This window comes from Kitasatospora sp. NPDC006697 (genome assembly GCF_042869935.1).
Lineage (GTDB): Bacteria > Actinomycetota > Actinomycetes > Streptomycetales > Streptomycetaceae > Kitasatospora.
This window is the reverse complement of record NZ_JBIAGU010000015.1, coordinates 89,618-112,441: the sequence shown is the minus strand read 5'-3', so window position 1 is coordinate 112,441 and position 22,824 is coordinate 89,618. Positions and strand designations below refer to the sequence as shown.

The window sequence follows — 22,824 nt, the reverse complement described above, 5'->3', positions numbered from 1 at the left end:
CACGCCCCGCACGCCAGGCTGAATTCCTCGCACAGAAGTGGCGACACTCGATGACCAACGATGACAAGCTGCTCGACTACCTCAAGCGGGTCACCGCCGATCTGGCGCAGACCCGGCAGCGGCTGCGCGAGGTGGAGACCGAGGAGAAGGAGCCGATCGCCATCGTGGCGATGAGCTGCCGGTTCCCCGGCGGCGTGACGTCCCCCGAGGAGCTCTGGCGGCTGGTCGACGAGGGCACCGACGCCATCACGGACTTCCCGGCGGACCGGGGCTGGGACGGCGCAGCGCTCTACGACCCCGACCCGGACGCGGCCGGCAAGAGCTACGTGCTGCGCGGCGGGTTCCTGGACGGGGCCGCCGAGTTCGAGCCGGACTTCTTCGGTATCTCGCCGCGCGAGGCACTGCTGATGGACCCGCAGCAGCGGCTGCTGCTGGAGGTCGCCTGGGAGGCGCTGGAGCGCGGCGGGATCGCGCCGGACTCGGTGCGCGGCGCCCGGATCGGCGTCTTCGCGGGCACCAACGGGCAGGACTACCGGGAGGTGCTGGCCGGGCTGACCGAGGAGCCGGAGGCCGCCCTCGGCACCGGAGTGCTGGCGGCCGTGATGGCCGGCCGGATCTCCTACACCCTCGGCCTGGAGGGGCCGGCCGTCACCATCGACACCGCCTGCTCCTCCGCCCTGGTCGCCCTGCACCTGGCGGTGCAGGCGCTGCGCCAGCGCGAGTGCACGCTGGCGATGGCCGGCGGCGTCTCGGTGATGTCCACGCCCGGCGCGTTCATCGCCTTCAGCCGGCAGCGCGGGCTCTCGGCGGACGGCCGGTGCAAGTCCTTCGCCGAGGCGGCCGACGGCACCGGCTGGGGCGAGGGCGCCGGGATGCTGCTGCTGGAGCGGCTCTCCGACGCCCGGCGCAACGGCCACCGGGTGCTCGCCGTGGTGCGCGGCTCGGCGGTGAACCAGGACGGCGCCTCCAACGGGCTGACGGCGCCCAACGGCCCCTCGCAGCAGCGGGTGATCCGGGCCGCGCTGGCCAGCGCCGGACTGTCGGCCGCCGAGGTGGACGCGGTGGAGGCGCACGGCACCGGCACCACCCTCGGCGACCCGATCGAGGCCCAGGCGCTGCTCGCCACCTACGGTCAGAACCGGCCTGCGGAGCGGCCGTTGTGGCTGGGCTCGATCAAGTCCAACATCGGCCACACCCAGGCCGCCGCGGGTGTGGCGGGCGTGATCAAGATGGTGCAGGCGATGCGCCACGGCGTGCTGCCCCGGACCCTGCACGTGGACCAGCCGGCCGGCAAGGTGGACTGGACGGCCGGCGAGGTCCGGCTGCTGACGCAGGCCCGGGCCTGGCCCGCCTACGAGCACCCGCGCCGGGCCGGCATCTCCTCCTTCGGCGCCAGCGGCACCAACGCGCACACCATCATCGAGCAGGCCCCCGCCGAGGAGGAGCCGGCCGCCGAGCGCGAGCCGGTCCGGGCGCCCTCCACCGTGCCCTGGCTGCTCTCCGGCCGCACCCCCGAGGCGCTGCGCGCGCAGGCCCGGCGGCTGGCCGCCGTCGCGGACACCCTGGATCCGGTGGACGCCGCCTACTCGCTGGCCACCACCAGGACCGCCCAGCAGTACCGGGCCGTGCTGCTCGGCCAGGATGGCGAGCAGCTGCGCGCGGGCCTGGCCGCGCTGGCCGAGGGTGCGCCCGGGGTGCTCCAGGGCCGAACGGGCAAGGGCCTGACGGCCTTCCTCTTCACCGGCCAGGGCGCGCAGCGGCCCGGCATGGGCCGGGAGCTGTACCAGGAGTTCGGGACCTTCCGGCAGGCCTTCGACGAGGTCTGCGGCCAGTTCGGCGGCGGGCTGCGCGCCCTGGTCCTCGGCACGGACGCCGAGCCGCTGAACCGGACCGAGACCACCCAGGCCGCGCTCTTCGCCTTCGAGGTGGCGCTGTTCCGGCTGCTGGAGTCCTGGGGCGTGCGCCCGGACTTCCTGGCGGGGCACTCGATCGGCGAGGTGGCGGCCGCGCACGTGGCCGGGGTGCTCTCGCTGCCGGACGCCTGCCGGCTGGTCGCCGCGCGTGGCCGGCTGATGCAGGCGCTGCCGGCCGGCGGCGCGATGGTGGCGGTGCGGGCGAGCGAGGCCGAGGTGGCGCCGCTGCTGGCCGAGGGCGTGGGCATCGCGGCGGTCAACGGCCCGCGCTCGGTGGTGGTCTCCGGCGTCGAGTCCGAAGTGCTGCGGGTCGCCGCGCAGTTCGAGAAGTCCAAGCGGCTGGCGGTCAGTCACGCCTTCCACTCGCCGCTGATGGAGCCGATGCTCGCCGAGTTCCGCTCCGTGGTCAACGAGTTGACGTTCCATCAGGCCGTGGTGCCGGTGGTCTCCAACGTCACGGGCCGGCTCGCCACCGGCGAACTGGGCGACCCGGAGTACTGGGTGCGGCACGTCCGCGAGGCCGTCCGGTTCCACGACGGCGTCCGGGCGCTGGAGGCGGCCGGCGTCACCCGGTTCGTCGAGCTGGGCCCCGACGCGGTGCTGACCGCGATGGCCCGTGACTGCCTGGACGCCGAGGAGGCCGTGTTCGCCGCCTGCACCCGGCGCGAGCGGCCCGAGACGGCCACCCTGCTCGGCGCGCTGGCCCGGCTGCACATCGCCGGCAGCTCGCCCGACTGGTCCGCCCTCTTCCCGGGCGCCGCCCGGGTGGAGCTGCCCACCACCGCCTTCCAGCGCGAGCGGTTCTGGGTCGAGGCGCCGCTGACGGTCGGCGACGTGGCCTCCGCCGGCCTGGACTCCACCGGCCACCCGCTGCTCGGCGCGGCCACCCTGCTGGCGGACTCCGACGGCGCCGTGCTCACCGGCCGCCTCGCCCTCGCCACCCACCCCTGGCTGGCCGACCACGTGGTCGGCGACCGGGTGGTGGTGCCCGGCACGGCGATGGTCGAACTGGCCGTCCGGGCCGGCGACCAGGTCGGCTGCGGACACCTGGAGGAGCTCACCCTGGAGGTGCCGCTGGTCCTGCCCGAGCAGGACGGCATTCGGGTGCAGGTCGCCGTCGGTGCCCCCGACGCGGCCGGCAGCCGCAGCGTCGGCATCCACTCCCGGGCCGAGGGCGCCGCCGCCGACCAGCCGTGGACCCTGCACGCCTCCGGCCTGCTCGGCCGGACCCCCGCCGGCACCGGCGAACGCCTCGACGAGTGGCCGCCGCCCGGCGCCGAACCGCTGGAGACCGCCGGCCTCTACCAGCGGCACGCCGCCTCCGGCCTGCACTACGGCCCGGTCTTCCAGGCCCTGCACGCCGCCTGGCAGCGCGACGAGGAGCTCTTCGCCGAAGTCCGGCTCGCCGAGCGCCCGGCCGCCGACGCGGCCCGGTTCGGCCTGCACCCGGCCGCCTTCGACGCCGCCCTGCACGCCCTCGCGCTGCTCGGCGACGGCTCCGACGAGGAGACCGCCCGGCTGCCCTTCCTGTTCAGCGGCGTCTCGCTGCACGCGGTCGGCGCCGCCGTGCTGCGGGTGCGGCTGCGCGCCACCGGCGCGCACTCCTTCGCCCTCGACCTGGCCGACGCCACCGGCGCCCCGGTCGCCACGGTGGCCTCGCTGGCCTCCCGCCCGCTGACCAACCTGCGCCGCCCGCAGGGCCCGGCGGACGACGCGCTGTACCGGCTCGGCTGGAGCCCGGTCCCGCTGCCCGAGGCGGCCCAGGAGGCCGACTACCGCCTGCTGGAGAGCGTGCCCGGCCGGGACGCCGAGGCCGTCCGGGCGGCCGTGCACACCGCGCTCGCCGCCGTGCAGCAGGAGGACCCGCGCCCGCTGGTGGTGGTCACCCGCGGCGCCGTCGCCCGCGACGGCGAGCCGGTGGCCGACCTGGCGGGCGCCGCCGTCTGGGGCCTGCTGCGCTCGGCGCAGTCCGAGAACCCCGACCGGTTCGTGCTGCTCGACCTGGACCCGCAGGCCCGCGCGGAGGCGCTGGCCGGGCCCGCGCTCGCCAGCGGCGAACCGCAGCTGGCGGTGCGCGCCGGCCAGGCCCACGCGGCCCGGCTGACCGCCGCCGAGCCCGGCGAGGGCCCGGCGGCCGCACTCGACCCCGAAGGCACCGTGCTGCTCACCGGCGCCACCGGCGGCCTGGGCCCGGTGATCGCCCGGCACCTGGTCACCGCGCTCGGCGCCCGCCGCCTGCTGCTGCTCAGCCGGCGCGGCGGCGCGGACGCGCTGACCGCCGAACTGGCCGAGCTCGGCGCCGAGGTGACGGTGCGGGCCTGCGACGTGGCCGACCGGACCGCGCTCGCCGAGGTGCTGGCCGAGGTTCCGGCCGAGCACCCGCTGACCGCCGTGGTGCACGCCGCCGGGCTGCTCGACGACGGCGTGGTGGCCGCGCTGACGCCCGAGCGGATCGACGCCGTGCTGCGGCCCAAGGTGGACGGCGCGCTCCACCTGCACGAGCTGACGGCCGGTCAGGACCTCAAGGCCTTCGTGCTCTTCTCCTCGGTGGCCGGCCTGGTCGGCGCCCCGGGCCAGGGCAACTACGCGGCCGCCAACGCCTTCCTGGACGCGCTGGCCGCCCACCGCCACGCCCTCGGCCTGCCCGGCCTCTCGCTGGCCTGGGGCCCCTGGGCGCCGGTCGGCGGGATGACCAGCGGCCTGGCGGCCGCCGACCGCGCGCGGATCTCCCGCGGCGGCATGGCCGAGCTCTCCGCCGCGGAGGGCACCGCGCTCTTCGACCTGGCCCGGGCCACCGGGGCGCCCGCCCTCGCGCCGGTGCGGCTGAACCTGGCCGCCCTGCGCGGCCAAGGCGCCGCGCTGGCGCCGGTGTTCCGCACCCTGGCCGGCCGCACCGTGCGCCGGGAGGCCGCCACGGCCCTGGACGGCGCGGAGGCCTCGCTGGCCGGACTCGGCGCGCAGGAACGGGCCGACGCACTCCTGCAACTGGTCCGGGCCCAGGTCGCGGCCGTGCTCGGCCACGCCTCCGGCGCCGCGATCGACCCCGGCCGGGCCTTCCAGGACCTCGGCTTCGACTCGCTGGCCGCCGTCGAGCTGCGCAACGCGCTCACCGCCGCCACCGGCCGGCGGCTGCCCGCCACGCTGGTCTTCGACTACCCGTCGCCCGAATCGCTGGCCGGCTACCTGGCCACCCGGTTCAGCGACACCGCCGCCGGGCCGCGCAAGGCCGTCCGGGCGGCCGCCGTCCGCACCGAGGAGCCGATCGCCATCGTCGGCATGGCCTGCCGCTACCCCGGCGGGGTCACCTCCCCGCAGGGGCTGTGGGAGCTGGTGCTCGAAGAGCGCGACGCGATCAGCGAGTTCCCGGACAACCGGGGCTGGGACATCGACCGGATCTATGACCCGACCAGGGAGCGCCCCGACACCAGCTACGTGCGGCGTGGCGGATTCCTGCATCGGGCGGGCGAGTTCGATGCCGGTTTCTTCGGCATCTCGCCGCGTGAGGCGCTGTTGATGGATCCGCAGCAGCGGCTGTTGTTGGAGAGTTCCTGGGAGGCGTTGGAGCATGCGGGCATCGACCCTGTTTCGCTGAAGGGCAGTCGGACCGGGGTGTTCGCGGGGGTGATGTATCACGACTACTTCGGTGCTTTCGGCAGCGGCAGTATCGTCTCGGGGCGGGTCGCCTACACGCTGGGGCTGGAGGGGCCGACGCTGTCGATCGACACGGCCTGTTCCTCCTCGCTGGTGGCGATGCACCTGGCCGCCCAGTCGCTGCGCGGCGGGGAGTCCACCCTCGCGCTGGCCGGCGGCGTCGCGGTGATGTCCACCCCGGACCCGTTCGTGGAGTTCAGCCGCCAGGGCGCGCTCGCCCCCGACGCCGTCTGCCGCCCGTTCGCCACCGCCGCCGGCGGCACGGTCTGGGGCGAGGGCGTCGGCGTGCTGGTGCTGGAACGGCTCTCCGACGCCCGGCGCAACGGCCACCAGGTGCTGGCCGTGGTCCGCGGCACCGCCGTCAACCAGGACGGTGCCTCCAACGGGCTCACCGCCCCCAACGGCCCCTCCCAGCAGCGGGTGATCGAACAGGCCCTGGCCAACGCCGGCCTGGCGCCCGCCGAGGTCGACGTGGTGGAGGCGCACGGCACCGGCACCACCCTCGGCGACCCGATCGAGGCCCAGGCACTGATCGCCACCTACGGCCAGGACCGCCCGGCCGAACGCCCGCTCTGGCTGGGCTCGGTGAAGTCCAACCTCGGCCACACCCAGGCCGCCGCGGGCGTCGCCGGTGTGATCAAGATGGTGCAGGCGATGCACCACGGCGTGCTGCCGAAGACCCTGCACGTGGACGAGCCCTCCGGCCACGTGGACTGGTCGGCGGGCGAGGTGCGTCTGCTGACGGAGCGTCAGGACTGGCCGGAGGCTGACCGCCCACGCCGGGCCGGCATCTCCTCCTTCGGCATCAGCGGCACCAACGCCCACGTGGTGATCGAGGCCGCCGCCGAGCCCGCCGCCGAGTCGGGTGCCACCGGCCCGGCCCCGTGGCTGCTCTCCGCGAAGTCCAAGGCCGCCCTGCCCGCCCAGGCCGCCCGGCTGCTGGCCCTCGTGGACGCCAACCCCGAGCTGGCGCCCGCCGAGCTGGCCCGCGCGCTGGCCACCACCCGCGCCCAGTTCGAGCACCGCGCCGCCATCACCGGCTCCGACCGCGCCGAACTGCGCGACTCGCTGGCCGCGCTGGCCGCCGGCCGGACCGCCCCCGGGCTGGTCGAGGGCACCGCCGCCGGCGCCCGCCCGGTCTTCGTCTTCCCCGGCCAGGGCTCCCAGTGGACCGGCATGGCCACCGAACTGCTCGCCACCTCACCTGTCTTCGCCGCCAGCATGGCCGAATGCGCCGCCGCCTGCGCGCCGTTCACCGACTGGGACCAGCTCACCGAGCTGACCGGCCCGCTGGACCGGGTGGACGTGGTGCAGCCGCTGCTCTGGGCCGTCATGGTCTCGCTGGCCCGGACCTGGATGGCGCACGGGGTGCGCCCCGCCGCCGTGATCGGCCACTCCCAGGGCGAGATCGCGGCCGCCGTGGTGGCCGGCGCGCTCTCGCTGGAGGACGGCGCCCGGATCGTCACCCTGCGCAGCCAGGCCATCGCCCAGGACCTCTCCGGCGGGGGCGGCATGCTCTCCGTGGCGCTGCCCGTCGAGCAGGTCGAGGAGCGGCTGGCCGACTGGGACGGCCGGCTCTCCATCGCCGCCCGCAACGGCTCCGGCTCGGTCGTGGTCTCCGGCTTCGCCGACGCACTGGACCGGCTGCAGGCCCAGCTCAAGGAGGAGGGGGTGCGGGTCAAGCGGCTGCCGGTGGACTACGCCTCGCACTCCGCGCAGGTCGAGACGGTCCGCACCCGGCTGCTGGAGACCCTGGCCGAGGTCGCGCCGCGCCCCGCCGAGGTGCCGTTCTACTCCACCGTCACCGGCGAACCGCTCGACACCACCGGCCTGGACGCCGAGTACTGGTACACCAACCTGCGCCGCACCGTGCTCTTCGAGCAGGCCGCCGGCGCGGCCGTCGCCCACGGCCACGGCGTCTTCGTCGAGTGCAGCCCGCATCCGGTGCTCACCGTCGGCCTAGAGGAGACCTTCGACGGGGTCCGGGCGGTCGGCTCGCTGCGCCGCGAGGAGGGCGGCCGGGAGCGGTTCGCCGCCGCGCTCGGCGAGGCCTTCGCGCACGGCGTCGCGGTCGACTGGCGGACCCTGTTCACCGGCCCGAGCCGGCTCGGGCTGCCGACCTACGCCTTCCAGCACGAGCAGTACTGGCTGGACAGCGCCGCCGGCCAGGCCGACGTCACCTCGGCCGGCCTCACCCCGACCGAACACCCGTTGCTCAGTGCCGCGTTGACCCGCGCCGACACGGACGGCACGGTGCTCACCGGCCGCCTCTCGCTCTCCACCCACCCGTGGCTGGCCGACCACCTGGTCGGCGGTGAGCTGCTCTTCCCCGGCACCGGCTACCTCGAACTGGCGCTGCGGGCCGCCGACCAGGTCGGCCTGGACCGGGTCGCCGACCTCACCCTGCACGCCCCGCTGATCCTGCCCGCCCACGGCGCCGTCCAACTCCAGGTGGTGGTCGGCCCGGTGGCGGAGACCGGCCGACCGGTGGCGGTCTACTCGCGGCCCGAGAGCGGGGCCGGGGACCAGCCCTGGACCCAGCACGCCGACGGCCTGCTCGCCGCCGGCCCCGCACCCGCCGGGCCCGCGCTCGCCGCCTGGCCGCCGGCCGGCGCCGAGCCGATCGACCTGGACGGGCTCTACGAGGGCCTGGCCGAGGCCGGCCTCGGCTACGGCCCCGCCTTCCAAGGCCTGCGCGCCGCCTGGCGGGTGGGGGAGGAGGTCTACGCCGAGGCCGCCTTCACCCAGTCGGTCGACGGCTACGGCCTGCACCCGGCCCTCGCCGACGCCGCCCTGCACACCATCGGCCTGACCGGCGCCGCCCAGGACGAGGCGCTGCTGCCGTTCGCCTGGTCCGAGGCGGGCCTGCACGCCACCGGCGCCACCGAACTGCGCGTCCGGGTCCGGCCGCTGGGCCGGGGCGGCGCCGTCGAGCTGACCCTCGCCGACGGCACCGGCGCACCGGTGGCGAGCGTCGGCTCGCTCGCCCTGCGCCCGATCCCCGCCGAGCAGCTGGCCGCCGCGGCCGGCTCGGCCCGCGCGGGTGCGCTCTACCAGGTCGACTGGCTCCCCGTGCCGGCCCCGGCCGCCGCCGAACCCGCCGAGCGGCCCGTGCTGCTGCGCAGCCCGGCGGGCAGCAGCGCCGAGGAGGTCCGGGCCGCCCTGCACACCGTGCTGGAGCAGCTGCGCGAACCCCTGGCCGGCGAGGCCACCGTGCTGGTCGTCACCGGTGACGACCCGGCCGGCGCGGCCGTCGGCGGGCTGGTCCGCTCGGCTCAGTCCGAGAACCCCGACCGGATCGTGCTGGTCGGCCTGGCGGCCCCGGAGGGCGAGCAGTTGCTGCCCGCCGCCCTGGCCGTCGGCGAACCCCGGGTGGCCATCCGGGACGGCGCGCTGCTGGTGCCCCGGCTGGTCCGGGCCGAACCGGCCGCCGGCCGGGAGCCGTTGGCACTCGACCCGAACGGCACCGTGCTGCTCACCGGTGCCAGCGGCGCGCTGGGCGGGCTGATCGCCCGCCGGCTGGTCGCCGAGCACGGCGTGCGGCACCTGCTGCTGCTCAGCCGGCGCGGCGCCGACGCCGAGCTGGTCGCCGAACTCACCGCGCTGGGCGCCGAGATCACCACCGCCGCCGGCGACGCCGCCGACCGCACCGCGCTCGCCGCGGTGCTGGCCGGGATCCCGGCCGGGCACCCGCTGACCGCCGTGGTGCACGCGGCCGGGGTGCTCGCCGACGGCGTGCTCTCCTCGCTCACCGCCGAGCGGCTGGACACCGTGCTGCGCCCAAAGGTGGACGCCGCTTGGCACCTGCACGAACTGACGGCCGATCAGCCCCTCCAGGCCTTCGTGCTCTTCTCCTCCGCCGCCGCCACCCTGGGCTCGCCCGGCCAGGCCAACTACGCCGCCGCCAACGCCTACCTGGACGCACTGGCCGCCCACCGGCGCCGGCTCGGCCTGCCCGGCCAGTCGCTGGCCTGGGGCCTGTGGGCGCAGGCCAGCGGGATGACCGGCACGCTGGACGCGACGGACCTGTCCCGGATCTCCCGGGGCGGCGTGGCGGCCCTGGCCACCGAGGAGGGCCTGGCGCTCTTCGACCAGGCGCTGCGCGAACAGCCCACCGCCGTCCTGCCGATGAAGCTGGAACCGGCCGGCCTGCGGGCCCAGGGCGAGGCCCTGGCACCGCTCTTCCGCTCCCTGGTGCGCACCCGGCGCCAGGCCGCCACCGGGCGGCCCGCGGCCGGCGGCGACTCGCTGCGCGGCCGGCTGGCCGCCCTCCCCGAGGACGAACGGGCTCCCTTCCTGGTGGAGTTGGTGCGCACCCAGGCCGCCTCGGTGCTCGGGCACCGCTCGGCCGAGCAGGTCGAGGCGCACAAGGCCTTCCGCGAGCTGGGCTTCGACTCGCTCGGCGCCGTCGAACTGCGCAACGGCCTGGCGGCGGCCACCGGCCTGCGGCTGCCCGCCACCCTGGTCTTCGACTACCCCACCTCCCGCGACCTGGCGGGCCACCTGCTCGACCAGCTGACCGGAACCCTGGCGGCCGCCCCGCGGCCCGTGGCCACCGTCAGCGACAGCGAGCCGATCGCGATCATCGGGATGGGCTGCCGCTACCCCGGCGGCGTCGACTCGCCCGAGGAGCTGTGGCAGCTGGTGGCCGGCGAGGTGGACGCCGTCGGCGAGTTCCCCACCGACCGCGGCTGGGACCTGGCGGCGCTCTACGACCCGACCCTGGACCGCCCCGGCACCAGCTACGCCAAGCACGGCGCCTTCCGCTACGACGCGGCCGAGTTCGATGCCGAGTTCTTCGGCCTCGACCCCGAGGAGGCCCTGGTCACCGACCCGCAGCAGCGGCTGCTGCTGGAGACCTCCTGGGAGGCCCTGGAGCGCGCCGCCATCGACCCGGCGGCGCTGCGCGGCAGCCAAACCGGGGTCTTCGCCGGTGTGATGTACCACGACTACTTCGAGAGCTACGGCTCCGGCAGCGTGGTCTCCGGCCGGATCGCCTACACCCTCGGCCTGGAGGGGCCCACCATGACGGTGGACACCGCCTGCTCCTCCTCGCTGGTCGCGCTGCACCTCGCCGTCCAGTCGCTGCGCCAGGGCGACTGCACGCTGGCGCTGGCCGGCGGCGTGACGGTGATGGCCACCCCGGGCACCTTCGTCGAGTTCAGCCGGCAGCGCGGCCTCTCCCGCGACGGCCGCTGCCGCCCGTTCGCGGACTCCGCCAACGGCACCGGCTTCGGCGAGGGCGCCGGCGTGCTGCTGCTGGAACGGCTCTCCGACGCCCGCCGCAACGGCCACCGGGTGCTGGCCGTGGTCCGCGGCACCGCCGTCAACCAGGACGGCGCCTCCAACGGCATCACCGCGCCCAACGGCCCCGCCCAGCAGCGGGTGATCCGGCGGGCGCTGGCCGCCGCGGGCGTGCCCGGCGGCGAGGTCGACCTGCTGGAGGCGCACGGCACCGGCACCACCCTCGGCGACCCGATCGAGGCCCAGGCGCTGATCGCGACCTACGGCAGCGAGCACACCGAGGAACGCCCGCTCTGGCTCGGCTCGATCAAGTCCAACATCGGCCACACCCAGGCCGCCGCCGGCGTGGCCGGGGTGATCAAGGCGGTGCAGGCGATCCGGCACGCGGTGCTGCCGAAGAGCCTGCACGTGGACGAGCCGTCCCGGCACGTGGAGTGGACGGACGGCCACGTCCGGCTGCTCACCGAGTCCCGGGCCTGGCCCGCCTACGAGCACCCGCGCCGGGCCGGCATCTCCTCCTTCGGGATCAGCGGCACCAACGCCCATGTGGTGATCGAGGCCGCGCCCGGCGAGCCGCCCGCGGAACCGGCACCGCAGGCGCCGGCGCAGGCACCGCTGCTGCTCTCCGGCCACAGCCCGCAGGCGCTGCGGGCCCAGGCCGGGCGGCTGCTGGACCACTTCGTCGCGCACGCCGAGCTCGATCCGCGCCAGGCCGCGGCCGCGCTGGCCACCACCCGCTCCCGGCACGGCCACCGGGCCGCGGTGGGCGGCGCCGACCGGGACGAACTGCTGCGCGGCCTGCGGGCGCTGGCCGAGGGCCGGAGCACGCCCGGCGTGGCGCTGGGCACCGCGGCGGGCGGCCGCACCGCCTTCCTCTTCGCCGGCCAGGGCTCGCAACTGGCCGGCATGGGGGAGCAGCTGGCCGAGGCCTTCCCGGCCTTCGCGGCCGCCCACGCCGAGGTCTGCGCGCAGCTGGACCCGCTGCTCGACCGGCCGCTGCGCGAGGCCGTCCAATCGGCGGAGCTGCTGGACCGCACCGAGTACACCCAGCCCGCGCTCTTCGCCCTGGAGGTGGCGCTCTTCCGGCTGCTGGAGTCCTGGGGCATCCGCCCCGACCTGCTGGCCGGGCACTCCATCGGCGAGCTGGCCGCCGCGCACGTCGCCGGCCTCTGGTCGCTGCCGGACGCCTGCCGGCTGGTCGCCGCGCGCGGCCGGCTGATGCAGGCGCTGCCGGCCGGCGGGGCGATGGTGGCGGTCAAGGCCACCGAGGCCGAGCTCGCCCCGCTGCTCACCGGACGGGTGAGCATCGCCGCCGTCAACGGGCCCGAGTCGGTGGTGCTCTCCGGCGAGGCCGAGGCCGTCCGGGCGATCGCCGCACGCTTCGAGCGCACCCGGGAGCTGGCGGTCAGCCACGCCTTCCACTCCCCGCTGATGGACCCGGTGCTCGCCGGGTTCCGCGAGGTCGCCGCCGGGCTGGAGTACCGGCCGCCGCGGCTCGCCCTGGTCTCCACCCTGACCGGCGCGCCCGCCACCGCCGAGGAGCTGTGCGACCCCGAGTACTGGGTGCGCCACGTCCGCGAGGCGGTGCGGTTCGCCGACGGCGTGCGGGCCCTGGAGCGGGCCGGTGCGCGCCGGTTCCTCGAGATCGGGCCGGGCGGGGTGCTGACCGCGCTGGCCGCCGAGACCCTGGGCGGCGAGGCTGCCCTGGTCCCGCTGCTGCGCAGGGACCGGCCCGAGGCGGCGGCCCTGCTCACCGCCCTCGGCGCCTACCACGTGCACGGCGGCGAGCTGGACTGGGCGCGGGTGCTGCCCGGCGGCGCCGCGGTCGAGCTGCCGACCTACGCCTTCCAGCGCAGCCGCTACTGGATGGTCAGCGAGCCGGCCGGCCACCGGGCCGGCGCCGACCACCCGCTGCTCGGCACCGCCGTGGAACTCGCCGACGGCGAGGGCATGCTGTACACCGGGCGGCTCTCGCTGCAGAGCCACCCCTGGCTGGCCGACCACGCCGTCGGCGGCGCGGTGCTGCTGCCCGGCACCGGCTTCGTCGAGCTGGCGCTGGCCGCCGGTGCCGAGCTGGGGGCGGGCGCGGTCGAGGAGTTGACCATCGCCGAACCGCTGCTGCTGCCCGAGCAGGGCGCCGTCCGGCTGCAGTGCGCGGTGCGCCCGTCCGGCCCCGGCAGCTGGAGCTTCCAGGTGCACTCCCGCCCGTCCGACGGCGACCCCTGGACCGCGCACGCCACCGGCCGGCTGCGCGCCGCCGCGGCTGCGCCGCCGCCGTCCGCCGGCGCGGCGCAGGCCTGGCCGCCGGCGGGCGCCGAAGCGCTCGACCTGGCGGGCACCTACCAGGAGTTGGCCGAGCTGGGTGCCGGGTACGGCCCCGCCTTCCAGGGCCTGCGGGCCGCCTGGCGGCTCGCCGACGAGGTCTACGCGGAGGTCGAACTCCCGCAGCCGGAGGACCGGTTCGGCCTGCACCCGGCGCTCTTCGACGCCGCGCTGCACGCCATCGGCCTGCGGGCGGGCCAGGAACGGCGGATGCGCCTGCCGTTCGCCTGGACCGGCGTCGAGCTGTACGCGGTGGGCGCCCGCGCCCTGCGGGTGCGGATCAGCCCGGCCGGCCCGGAGGCGGTGCGGATCGAACTCGCCGACGGCACCGGCACCCCGGTCGCCCGGGTGGAGTCGCTGGCGCTGCGCGAGGTCGCGGTGGACCGGCTGGCCGCGGCCGGCGGCCATGACGCGCTCTTCGCCCTGGACTGGCAGCGCCTCGCCACCGCCGAGGCCCACGCCGACGGGCACTGGGCCGTGCTGGTGCCGCGTCAGACGGCCTTCGCGCCGCTCCTTGACGGGCCAAGCCTGCCCGACGCGGCCCTGGGCGCCAACCGGCGGCTGCTGGACGCCCTGGCGGCCCGGGTCGCCGTGGTCAGCACGGTCGCCGGGCTCGGCGACCTCACCCCGTCCGCCGACCCGGTGGACGTGCTGGTGCTGCCCTGGTCCGGCGGTGACGACCCCCGGGCCGTCCACCAGGGCCTGGCCGCGCTGCTCGGCCGGCTGCAGACCTGGCTGGCCGACGACCGGTTCGCGCACACCACCCTGGCCGTCGCCACCAGCGGTGCCGTCTCGGCGGCCGGCGAGGAGGTCACCGACCTGGCCGCCGCGGCCGCCTGGGGACTGATCCGCACCGCGCAGTCCGAACACCCGGGCCGGATCGTGCTGGTGGACCTGGACGACCAGGACGCCGAACGGCTGCTGCCCGCCGCCCTGGCCAGCGGCGAGGACCAACTCGCCGTCCGCGCGGGCGCGCTGCACGCACCCAGGCTGGTCCGCGCCGCCAAGGCCGGGTCGCAGGCTCCCGTCGAGTGGAGCGGCCGGGTGCTGCTCACCGGCGGCACCGGGGCGCTCGGCCGGCTGGTGGCCCGCCACCTGGTCACCGAGCACGGGGTGCGGAGCCTGCTGCTGCTCAGCCGGCGCGGCCCGGCCGCACCCGGCGCCGACCGGCTGCAGGCCGAACTCACCGCCCTGGGTGCCGAGGTGGCCATCGTCGCCGCCGACCTGGCGGACCGGGAGGAGCTGGCCGGCCTGCTGGCCCGCCACCCCGTCTCCGCGGTGGTGCACGCCGCCGGCGTGCTGGACGACGGGATGCTCTCCTCGCTCACCCCCGAGCGGCTCTCCGCCGTGCTGCGGCCCAAGGCGGACGCCGCCTGGCACCTGCACGAGCTCACCAAGGACCGGGAGTTGTCGGCCTTCGTGCTCTTCTCCTCGGCGGCCGGCCTGCTCGGCAGCCCCGGGCAGGCGAGCTACGCCGCCGCCAACGCCTACCTCGACGGCCTGGCCCTGCACCGGCGGGCGGTCGGCCTGCCGGCCACCTCGCTGGCCTGGGGCGCCTGGTCGGGCGAGGGCGGCATGGCCGACCGGCTCGGCGAGGCCGACAGCCGCCGGCTGGCCCAGTCCGGCATCGGCAGCCTCAGCGAGGAGACCGGCCTGGAACTCTTCGACACCGCCGTCGGCCGGGCCGAGACCGTGCTGCTGCCTGCCCGGCTCGACCCGGCCGCACTGGCCCGGGGCAACCGGATCCCGCCGCTGCTCGCCCGGCTGGTCCGCCCCGGCGCGGCCCGGCGGACGGCGCAGGCCGCCTCCACGGCCTCGGCCGCGCTGCGGCGCAGCCTGGCCGGGCTCGGCGGCGCGGAACGGACCGCGCTGCTGCTGGAGTTGGTCGGCAGCCAGGCCGCCGGGGTGCTCGGCGTCGCCGAACTGGCGCTGGACCGGGCGTTCAGCGAACTGGGCTTCGACTCGCTGACGGCGGTGGAGTTCCGCAACCAGCTCAACGAGGCCACCGGCCTCCGGCTCTCGGCCACGCTGATCTTCGACTACCCGAGCCCGGCCGTACTGGCCGAGCACCTGGCGGCCGAACTCGCACCGGCCGGGGGAGCAGCGGAGCAGAGCCGGGAGACGGCCGTGCGCCAGGCGATCGGCAGCATCCCGCTGGCCCGGCTGCGGGACGCGGGCCTGCTCGACAGCCTGCTCGAACTGGCCGGCCTGGCCGCCGAGTCCACCGCCGAACCGGCGGCGGCCGACGGCGGGTCGATCGACGCGATGGACCTGGAGAGCCTGATGAGCCTGGCCCTGGAGAGCAGCGACGACCAGGAGGGGGAGAACCGATGACGAGTCCCGACGCCAGGGTCGTCGACGCGCTGCGCGCCGCGCTGAAGGAGACCGAGCGGCTGCGCGAGCAGAACCGCAAGCTCACCGCGGCCCCGCGCGAGCCGATCGCCATCGTCGGCATGGCCTGCCGCTACCCGGGCGGGGTGGAATCGCCCCAGCAGCTCTGGGAGTTGGTCACCGAGGGCCGGGACGGCATCACGCCCTTCCCGACCGACCGGGGCTGGGACGCCGACCTTCACCACCCCGAACCCGGCCTGGAGGGCAGGTCCTACACCGCCGAGGGCGGATTCCTGCATCAGGCGGGCGAGTTCGATGCCGGTTTCTTCGGCATCTCGCCGCGTGAGGCGCTGTTGATGGATCCGCAGCAGCGGCTGCTGTTGGAGAGTTCCTGGGAGGCGTTGGAGCATGCGGGCATCGACCCTGTTTCGCTGAAGGGCAGTCGGACCGGGGTGTTCGCGGGGGTGATGTACCACGACTACTTCGGTGCTTTCGGCAGCGGCAGTATCGTCTCGGGTCGGGTCGCCTACACGCTGGGGCTGGAGGGGCCGACGCTGTCGATCGACACGGCCTGTTCCTCCTCGCTGGTGGCGATGCACCTGGCCGCCCAGTCGCTGCGCGGCGGGGAGTCCACCCTCGCGCTGGCCGGCGGGGTGACGGTGATGGCCTCGCCCGGCACCTTCGTGGAGTTCAGCCGCCAGCGCGGACTCGCCCCCGACGGCCGCTGCAAGGCCTTCGCGGACGGCGCGGACGGCACCGGCTTCGCCGAGGGCGTCGGCGTGCTGGTGCTGGAACGGCTCTCCGAGGCCCGCCGCAACGGCCACCGGGTGCTCGCCGTACTGCGCGGCTCGGCCGTCAACCAGGACGGCGCCTCCAACGGGCTCACCGCTCCCAACGGCCCCTCCCAGCAGCGGGTGATCCGCGCGGCGCTGGCCCAGGCCAGGCTGTCGGCTGCCGAGGTGGACGTGGTGGAGGCGCACGGCACCGGCACCACCCTCGGCGACCCGATCGAGGCGCAGGCGCTGCTGGCCACCTACGGCCAGGACCGTCCGGCCGAGCGGCCGTTGTGGCTGGGGTCGGTGAAGTCCAACATCGGGCACACCCAGGCCGCCGCGGGCGTCGCGGGCGTGATCAAGATGGTGCAGGCGATGCGGCACGGCCTGCTGCCCAAGACCCTGCACGTGGACGAGCCCTCCGGCAAGGTGGACTGGTCGGCGGGCGAGGTACGCCTGCTGACGGAGCATCAGGAGTGGCCGGCGGCCGACCGGCCGCGCCGGGCCGGCATCTCCTCCTTCGGGATCAGCGGCACCAACGCCCACGTCATCCTTGAGGCGGCAGAAGCGGCAGAGGGGGCAGAGGCGGCAGAAGCGGAGGCCCGGACCCCCGAGCCCGCCCCGCCGCTCGCCCTCTGGCCGCTCTCCGCCCGCACCCCGCAGGCCCTGCCCGCGCAGGCCGAACGACTGCGCGCCTTCGCCGCCGAGCGCCCCGAGCTGGACCCGGGCGCGGTGGCCCGTGCGCTCGGCACCGAGCGCACCGCCTTCGACCACCGGGCCGCCGTCCTCGGCCCGGACCGCGAGCGCCTGCTCGACGGGCTGGCGCGGGTGGCCGCCGGCCAGGAGGCGCCGACCGTGCTGCGGGGCCGGGCCCGACCTGGCGCGAAGACGGCTTTCCTGTTCACCGGCCAGGGCGCCCAGCGCCTCGGCATGGGCGCCGAACTGTGCGCCCGGCACCCGGTGTTCGCCGAGGCCTTCGAGGAGCTGACCCGCCGGATCGGGGTCGGCCCGGCCGCAGACGCGGAGCAGGCCGACCGGACCGTCCACGCCCAGACCGGCCTCTTCGCCTACGAGGTGGCGCTGTTCCGGCTGCTGGAGTCCTGGGGCGTCCGCCCGGACTTCCTGGCCGGGCACTCGATCGGCGAGGTGGCGGCCGCGCACGTGGCCGGGGTCCTCTCGCTCGCCGACGCCTGCCGCCTGGTCGCCGCGCGCGGCCGGCTGATGCAGGCGCTGCCGGCCGGCGGAGCCATGGTGGCGGTGCAGGCGAGCGAGGAGGAGGTGCGGGCGCAGCTCATCGAGGGCGTCGGCATCGCCGCGGTCAACGGCCCGCGCTCGCTGGTGATCTCCGGCGGCGAGGCCGAAGTCCTGCGGGTCGCCGCGCAGTTCGAGAAGTCCAAGCGGCTGGCGGTCAGCCACGCCTTCCACTCGCCGCTGATGGAGCCGATGCTCGCCGAGTTCCGCACGAGCATCGGGGAACTGGCCTTCCAGCAGCCCGCCCTGCCGATCGTCTCCAACCTCACCGGCCGCCTCGCCGCCGGCGAGCTCGCCGACCCGGAGTACTGGGTCCGCCACGTCCGCGAGGCCGTCCGCTTCCATGACGGCATCCGCGCGCTGGAGGCCGCCGGAGTCACCCGGTACGTGGAACTCGGGCCCGACGCCGTGCTCACCGGCCTGGCCCGGGAGAGCGCGCAGGCGCCCGAGGCCGTCTTCGTCCCGCTCGGCCGCCGGCTCGGCGCCGAGCACACCACCCTGCTCACCGGGTTGGCCCGGCTCCACGTCGACGGCCTCTCACCCGACTGGCCCGCGCTCTTCCCCGGCACTCGGAAGGCGGAGCTGCCCACCTACGCCTTCCAGCACCAGCGGTACTGGCTGGCCGCCGACGTCCCGCTGACCGTCGGCGCGCTGGACGCCCCTGACCTGGCGCAGCCGGCCGGCGCGTCCCCGCTGCGCACCCGGCTCGCCGCCCTGGAGGGGGCCGAACAGCTCGCCCTTTTGGTCGAGTTGGTCCGGGTCCGGAGCGCCGCCGTCCTCGGCCACCCGTCCCCGGAGGCCATCGAGCCCGAGGTCGGCTTCCTGGAGGCCGGCATGGACTCCGTCTCCGGCACCGAGCTGCGGATCGCGCTCTCCGCCGCCACCGGCCTGACGCTCTCCGCCGGCGTGGTCTTCGACCACCGCACCCCGGCCGAGCTGGCCGCCCACCTGCGTGCCGAACTCGCCGCCGGCGGCGCGCCGGAGGCCCCCGAGGACCTGGAGTCGATCAGCGGCCTGCTGCGCCGGGCCGCCGGCGAGGGCCGGATGATGACCGGCATGGCCCTGCTCGGCGCCGTCGCCGAGATCCTGCCCGCCTTCGACTCCGCCGCCGAACTCGGCCGGCTCGCCGACCCCGTCCGCCTCGCCACGGGGCCGCAGGGGCCCAAGCTGATCTGCTTCCCCTCCCCGATGGCCCTCGGCGGCGCCCAGCAGTACGCCCGGTTCGCCGCGCCCTTCCGCGGCCGCCGCGAGGTGGTGGTCCCGCCCGTGCCCGGGTTCGGCCCGGGGGAGGCGCTGCCGCGCTCGGTGGCGGCCGCCGTGGAGGTCTTCACCCGGTCGGTCCGCGCGGTGGCGGCGGGGGAGCCCTTCGTGCTGCTCGGCTACTCCTCCGGCGGCCAGTTCGCGCACGCCACCGCCGAGGCGCTGGAGAAGGCCGGCACTCCGCCGGCCGGCGTGGTGCTGCTGGACACCTACCTGCCCGACGGCGAGGGCCAGGACGCGCTCTGGCCGCAGATGTTCCACGGCATGCTCGACCGGGAGTCCTCCTTCGGCCGGTTCAGCGCCGCCCGGCTGGCCGCGATGAGCCGCTACAGCGACCTGATCGTGGACTGCCTGCCCGGCGCCCTGGCCGCCCCCCTGCTCTTCGTCCGCCCCGCCGAGCCCTTCACCGAGGCCCCCGGCACGGAGGACTGGCGCGCCCGCTGGCGGGCCGAGCACCGGCTGCGCGAGGTGCCCGGCACCCACTTCACCGTCCTGGAGGAGTCCGCCCCGGCGGCGGCCGAGGCCGTCGAGGAGTGGCTCGCCACGCTGTAGCGGTCCGCGGAGGGCGCGGAGCCGGCGGCTCCGCGCCCTCCGCCTTGCCCGGACACCGCACGGCCAGGTCGAGGAACGTTCCCCACCGAGGTGGAGAAACCTCTACCCCGGATACGCCAAGCAGTGCCAGTGTGCCCGCACCCGCCGAAATCTAGCGTTGGTACCAGTTCACGCGGGGTGCGTGACAGACCGGTGGGAGTTCCCGTGCAGACTCGAGAGAACGGCACGCAGACCGCGGCCGTCCGGCTGGAAGCGGTGGAGAAGCTCTACGGCAAGGGCGACAACGAGGTCGCCGCGCTCAAGAGACTGAGCATGACCTTCACCACCGGCAGCTTCACCGCGGTGATGGGCCCCTCCGGCTCCGGTAAGAGCACCTTCCTGCACTGCGCCGCCGGCCTGGTCCAGCCCACCTCGGGCACGGTCATGGTGGGCGACACCGACCTCGCGGAGCTGGACGAGGTGCGGCTGACCAAGCTGCGCCGCGACCGGATCGGCTTCATCTTCCAGTCCTTCAACCTGCTGCCCGCCCTGACGGTGATGCAGAACATCGTGCTGCCGCTCCAGTTGGCGGGCAAGCGGCCGAACAGGAACCAGATCCTGATGGTGGTCAACCGGGTCGGCCTGGCCGACCGGCTGGACCACCTGCCCGGCCAGCTCTCCGGCGGCCAGCAGCAGCGGGTGGCGATCGCCCGTGCCCTGGTGACCCGGCCCGCCGTGGTCTTCGCCGACGAGCCGACCGGCGCCCTGGACACCCGCACCGCGGCCGCCGTGCTGGGCCTGCTGCGCGAGTCGGTGACAGCCGGCGGGCAGACCCTGGTGATGGTCACCCACGACCCGGTGGCGGCCTCCTACGCGGACCGGGTGGTCTTCCTCGCCGACGGCCGGTTCGTCGGCGAGCTGCACCGGCCGACCGCCGAGGCCGTCGCCGCCCGGATGACCCGGCTCGGCGCCTGGGACGACGAGAGCTCCGCCCTGTCAGGGGGTGCCCGCTGATGCTGCTGCTCGCCCTGCGCACACTGAAGTTCCGCAAGACCGGTTTCATCGCCACCTTCGTGGCGATGTTCCTGGGCGCCGCGATCGTGATGGCCTGCGGCGGACTGATGGAGACCGGCGTCCGGATGGCCGCCCCGCCGCAGCGCCTGGCCGGGGTGCCGATCGTGGTCACCGGTCAGCAGACCCACGACTCGACCGCGCTGACCGAGCGCAACCGGATCGACCAGGGGGTGCTGGACTCCGTCAAAGCCGTCCCCGGCGTCGGCAGCGCCCTCCCCGACCTCTCCTTCCCCGCCACCGTGGTGGTGGGCGGCAAGGCGGTGGACGCCGGCTCGGCCGGCCACACCTGGAGCAGCGCCGGACTGACCCCCTACGCGCTCGCCGAGGGGTCCGCCCCCGGCGGCGGCCAGGTGGCGCTGGACGGCAAGCTGGCCGCCGACACGGGCGCCACCGTCGGCTCCGTGGTGCAGCTGACCGTGCGCGGCACCGAACGGAGCTTCACGGTCTCCGGCATCGTCCGCCAGAACACCGGCGCCCCGCTCAAGCCGAGCCTCTTCTTCGCCGACGCCCAGGCCCGCCAACTGGCCGGGGCCGGCGGGAGCTACGACAACATCGGGGTGCTGCCCGCCCCCGGCACCCAGCCCGCCGCGCTGGCCAAGGCGCTCGGCTCGGCGGTCGGCGGCCGGGCGACGGTGCTCACCGGTGAGCGGCGCGGCCTGGCCGACCTGCCCGGCACGCTCGCCAGCCGGCAGACCGTGACCATCCTGGCCGCGATCTTCGGCAGCTGGGCGGTGCTGATCGTGATGTTCGGCGTCGCCTCCACGCTCGGCCTCTCGCTCCAGCAGCGGGCCCACGAGATGGCGCTGCTGCGGGCGATCGGCACCACCTCCCGGCAGGTGCGCCGGATGATCCTCGGCGAGACCGCCGTGCTCTCGGTGCTGGCCACCGCGCTGGCGATCGGCCCCGGCTACCTGATCGGCAAGCTGCTCTACGGCCAGCTGACCGGCAACGGCGTGGTCTCCAAGGAGATCACCTTCCACGAGGGCTGGATCCCGATCGCCGTCGGCGCCGTCGCCGCGGTCGCCGCCGCCCTCGGCGCGGCGCTCTTCGCCGGCCGCAAGGCCGCCAGGACCAAGCCGGTCGCGGCGCTGGCCGAGAGCACCCTGCAGACCAGGTGGCTGACCACCACCCGGCTGGTGCTGGCGCTCTTCTTCATGGTCAACGGCGTGATGCTGTCGGTGATCACGGCCACCGTGATGACCGACGGCCCGACCCTGGCGAGCACCGCCGGACCGGCCTCGGTGCTCTTCGCGATCGGCCTGGCGCTGCTCGCCCCGGGCATCACCAAGGCGGTCACCGTGGTGGTCGGCTGGCCGGTCCGGGCGCTCTCCGGCCTCTCCGGCTACCTGGCGCTGCGCAACGCCCGCACCAACAACGTGCGGATGGCGGGCGCGGTGGCGCCCATCGTGCTGCTGATCGGCATCGCCACCGGCACCCTCTACATGCAGTCCACCGAGGACCAGGTCTCGGCCCGGAGCTACGCCGAGGACGTGCTCGCCGACTACCAGCTGACCTCCGCGACCGGCGGCTTCGGGCCGGGCGTGATCGGCTCGGTCCGGGGCGTCCCCGGTGTGGCCGGCGCCTCCGAACTGGTCAGCTCCATCGGCTTCGTGGACGCGGCCGGCGGCAGCACCACGGACCTGCGCGGGGTCTCGGCCGACGGCGTCCGGCAGACCCTGGCGCTGAACTCGCCGCACGGCTCGATCGGCGACCTGCACGGTGACACCGTGGCGCTCTCCGACAAGCAGGCGAAGGACTACGGAGTCCGGCTCGGGGACACCCTGAAGATCCACTTCGGTGACGGCACCGCCGCCGCCCCCAGGGTGGTCGCCACCTACGCCGACGACCCGCAGCAGGAGTACCTGCTGCTGCCCGCCGACGTGCTCGCCCCGCACACCACCGCCGGCCTGCCCGCCAAGATCCTGGTCCGGGCCGCCGCCGGCGCCGACCCGGCCGCGATCCGCTCCGGCCTGAACGCCGTCGCGGCCGCAGCGCCCGGCACCACGGTCGCCGACCGCTCAGCCCTGACCGCCTCCAACAACCAGATCCAGCAGATCCTGGTCTCCTCCAACTACACCATCGTCGCGATGATCGTGGGCTACGCGGCGATCACCGTGATCAACACCCTGGTGGCGGTGACCCGCAAGCGGCAGGGCGAGTTCGGCCTGCAGCGCCTGACCGGCGCCACCAAGGCCCAGGTGCTGGGCATGCTCAGCGTCGAGGGCGCCCTGGTCGCGGTGATCGCGACCCTGCTGGGCACCGTCGCCTCGGCCACCACGATCGTGCCGTACAGCCTGGTGAAGGCCGACTCGGTCCTGCCGAAGGGCTCGATCGGCATCTACCTGGCGATCGTCGGCGGTGCGCTCGCCCTGATCTTCGGCGCGACCCTGTTCCCGTCCTGGCGGGGCATGCGGACGCCGCCGATCGAAACGGCCAGGTCCCCCGCCTGACCGGCACGCGGGGCCGCCCTCCGT

Annotated in this window: 4 protein-coding genes; all 4 read left to right on the top strand. The window is 75.9% G+C overall.

Annotated elements, in window-relative coordinates:
• The first annotated feature begins 68 nt into the window (after positions 1–68).
• The 4 genes from ACFYNO_RS22150 to ACFYNO_RS22135 all read left to right on the top strand — a co-directional run bounded on the left by ACFYNO_RS22150 (position 69) and on the right by ACFYNO_RS22135 (position 22,800).
• Positions 69–15,464 carry an SDR family NAD(P)-dependent oxidoreductase gene (locus ACFYNO_RS22150; protein WP_388014986.1) on the top strand — a complete coding sequence of 5,132 codons (15,396 nt, stop codon included), beginning with the start codon at positions 69–71 and terminating at the stop codon, positions 15,462–15,464.
• Entirely contained in the window at positions 15,461–19,297 is a 3,837-nt protein-coding gene (locus tag ACFYNO_RS22145; protein WP_388014899.1) for a type I polyketide synthase, read from the top strand. The genes ACFYNO_RS22150 and ACFYNO_RS22145 overlap by 4 nt, the downstream gene beginning before the upstream one ends.
• Positions 19,298–19,501: 204 nt before the next feature.
• Positions 19,502–20,290: an ABC transporter ATP-binding protein gene (locus ACFYNO_RS22140; RefSeq protein WP_388014896.1), complete on the top strand. Its 789-nt coding sequence runs from the start codon at positions 19,502–19,504 to the stop codon at positions 20,288–20,290.
• Complete coding sequence (locus ACFYNO_RS22135) at positions 20,290–22,800, top strand: FtsX-like permease family protein (protein ID WP_388014893.1); 2,511 nt, start codon at positions 20,290–20,292, stop codon at positions 22,798–22,800. The genes ACFYNO_RS22140 and ACFYNO_RS22135 overlap by 1 nt, the downstream gene beginning before the upstream one ends.
• Positions 22,801–22,824: the final 24 nt, after the last annotated feature.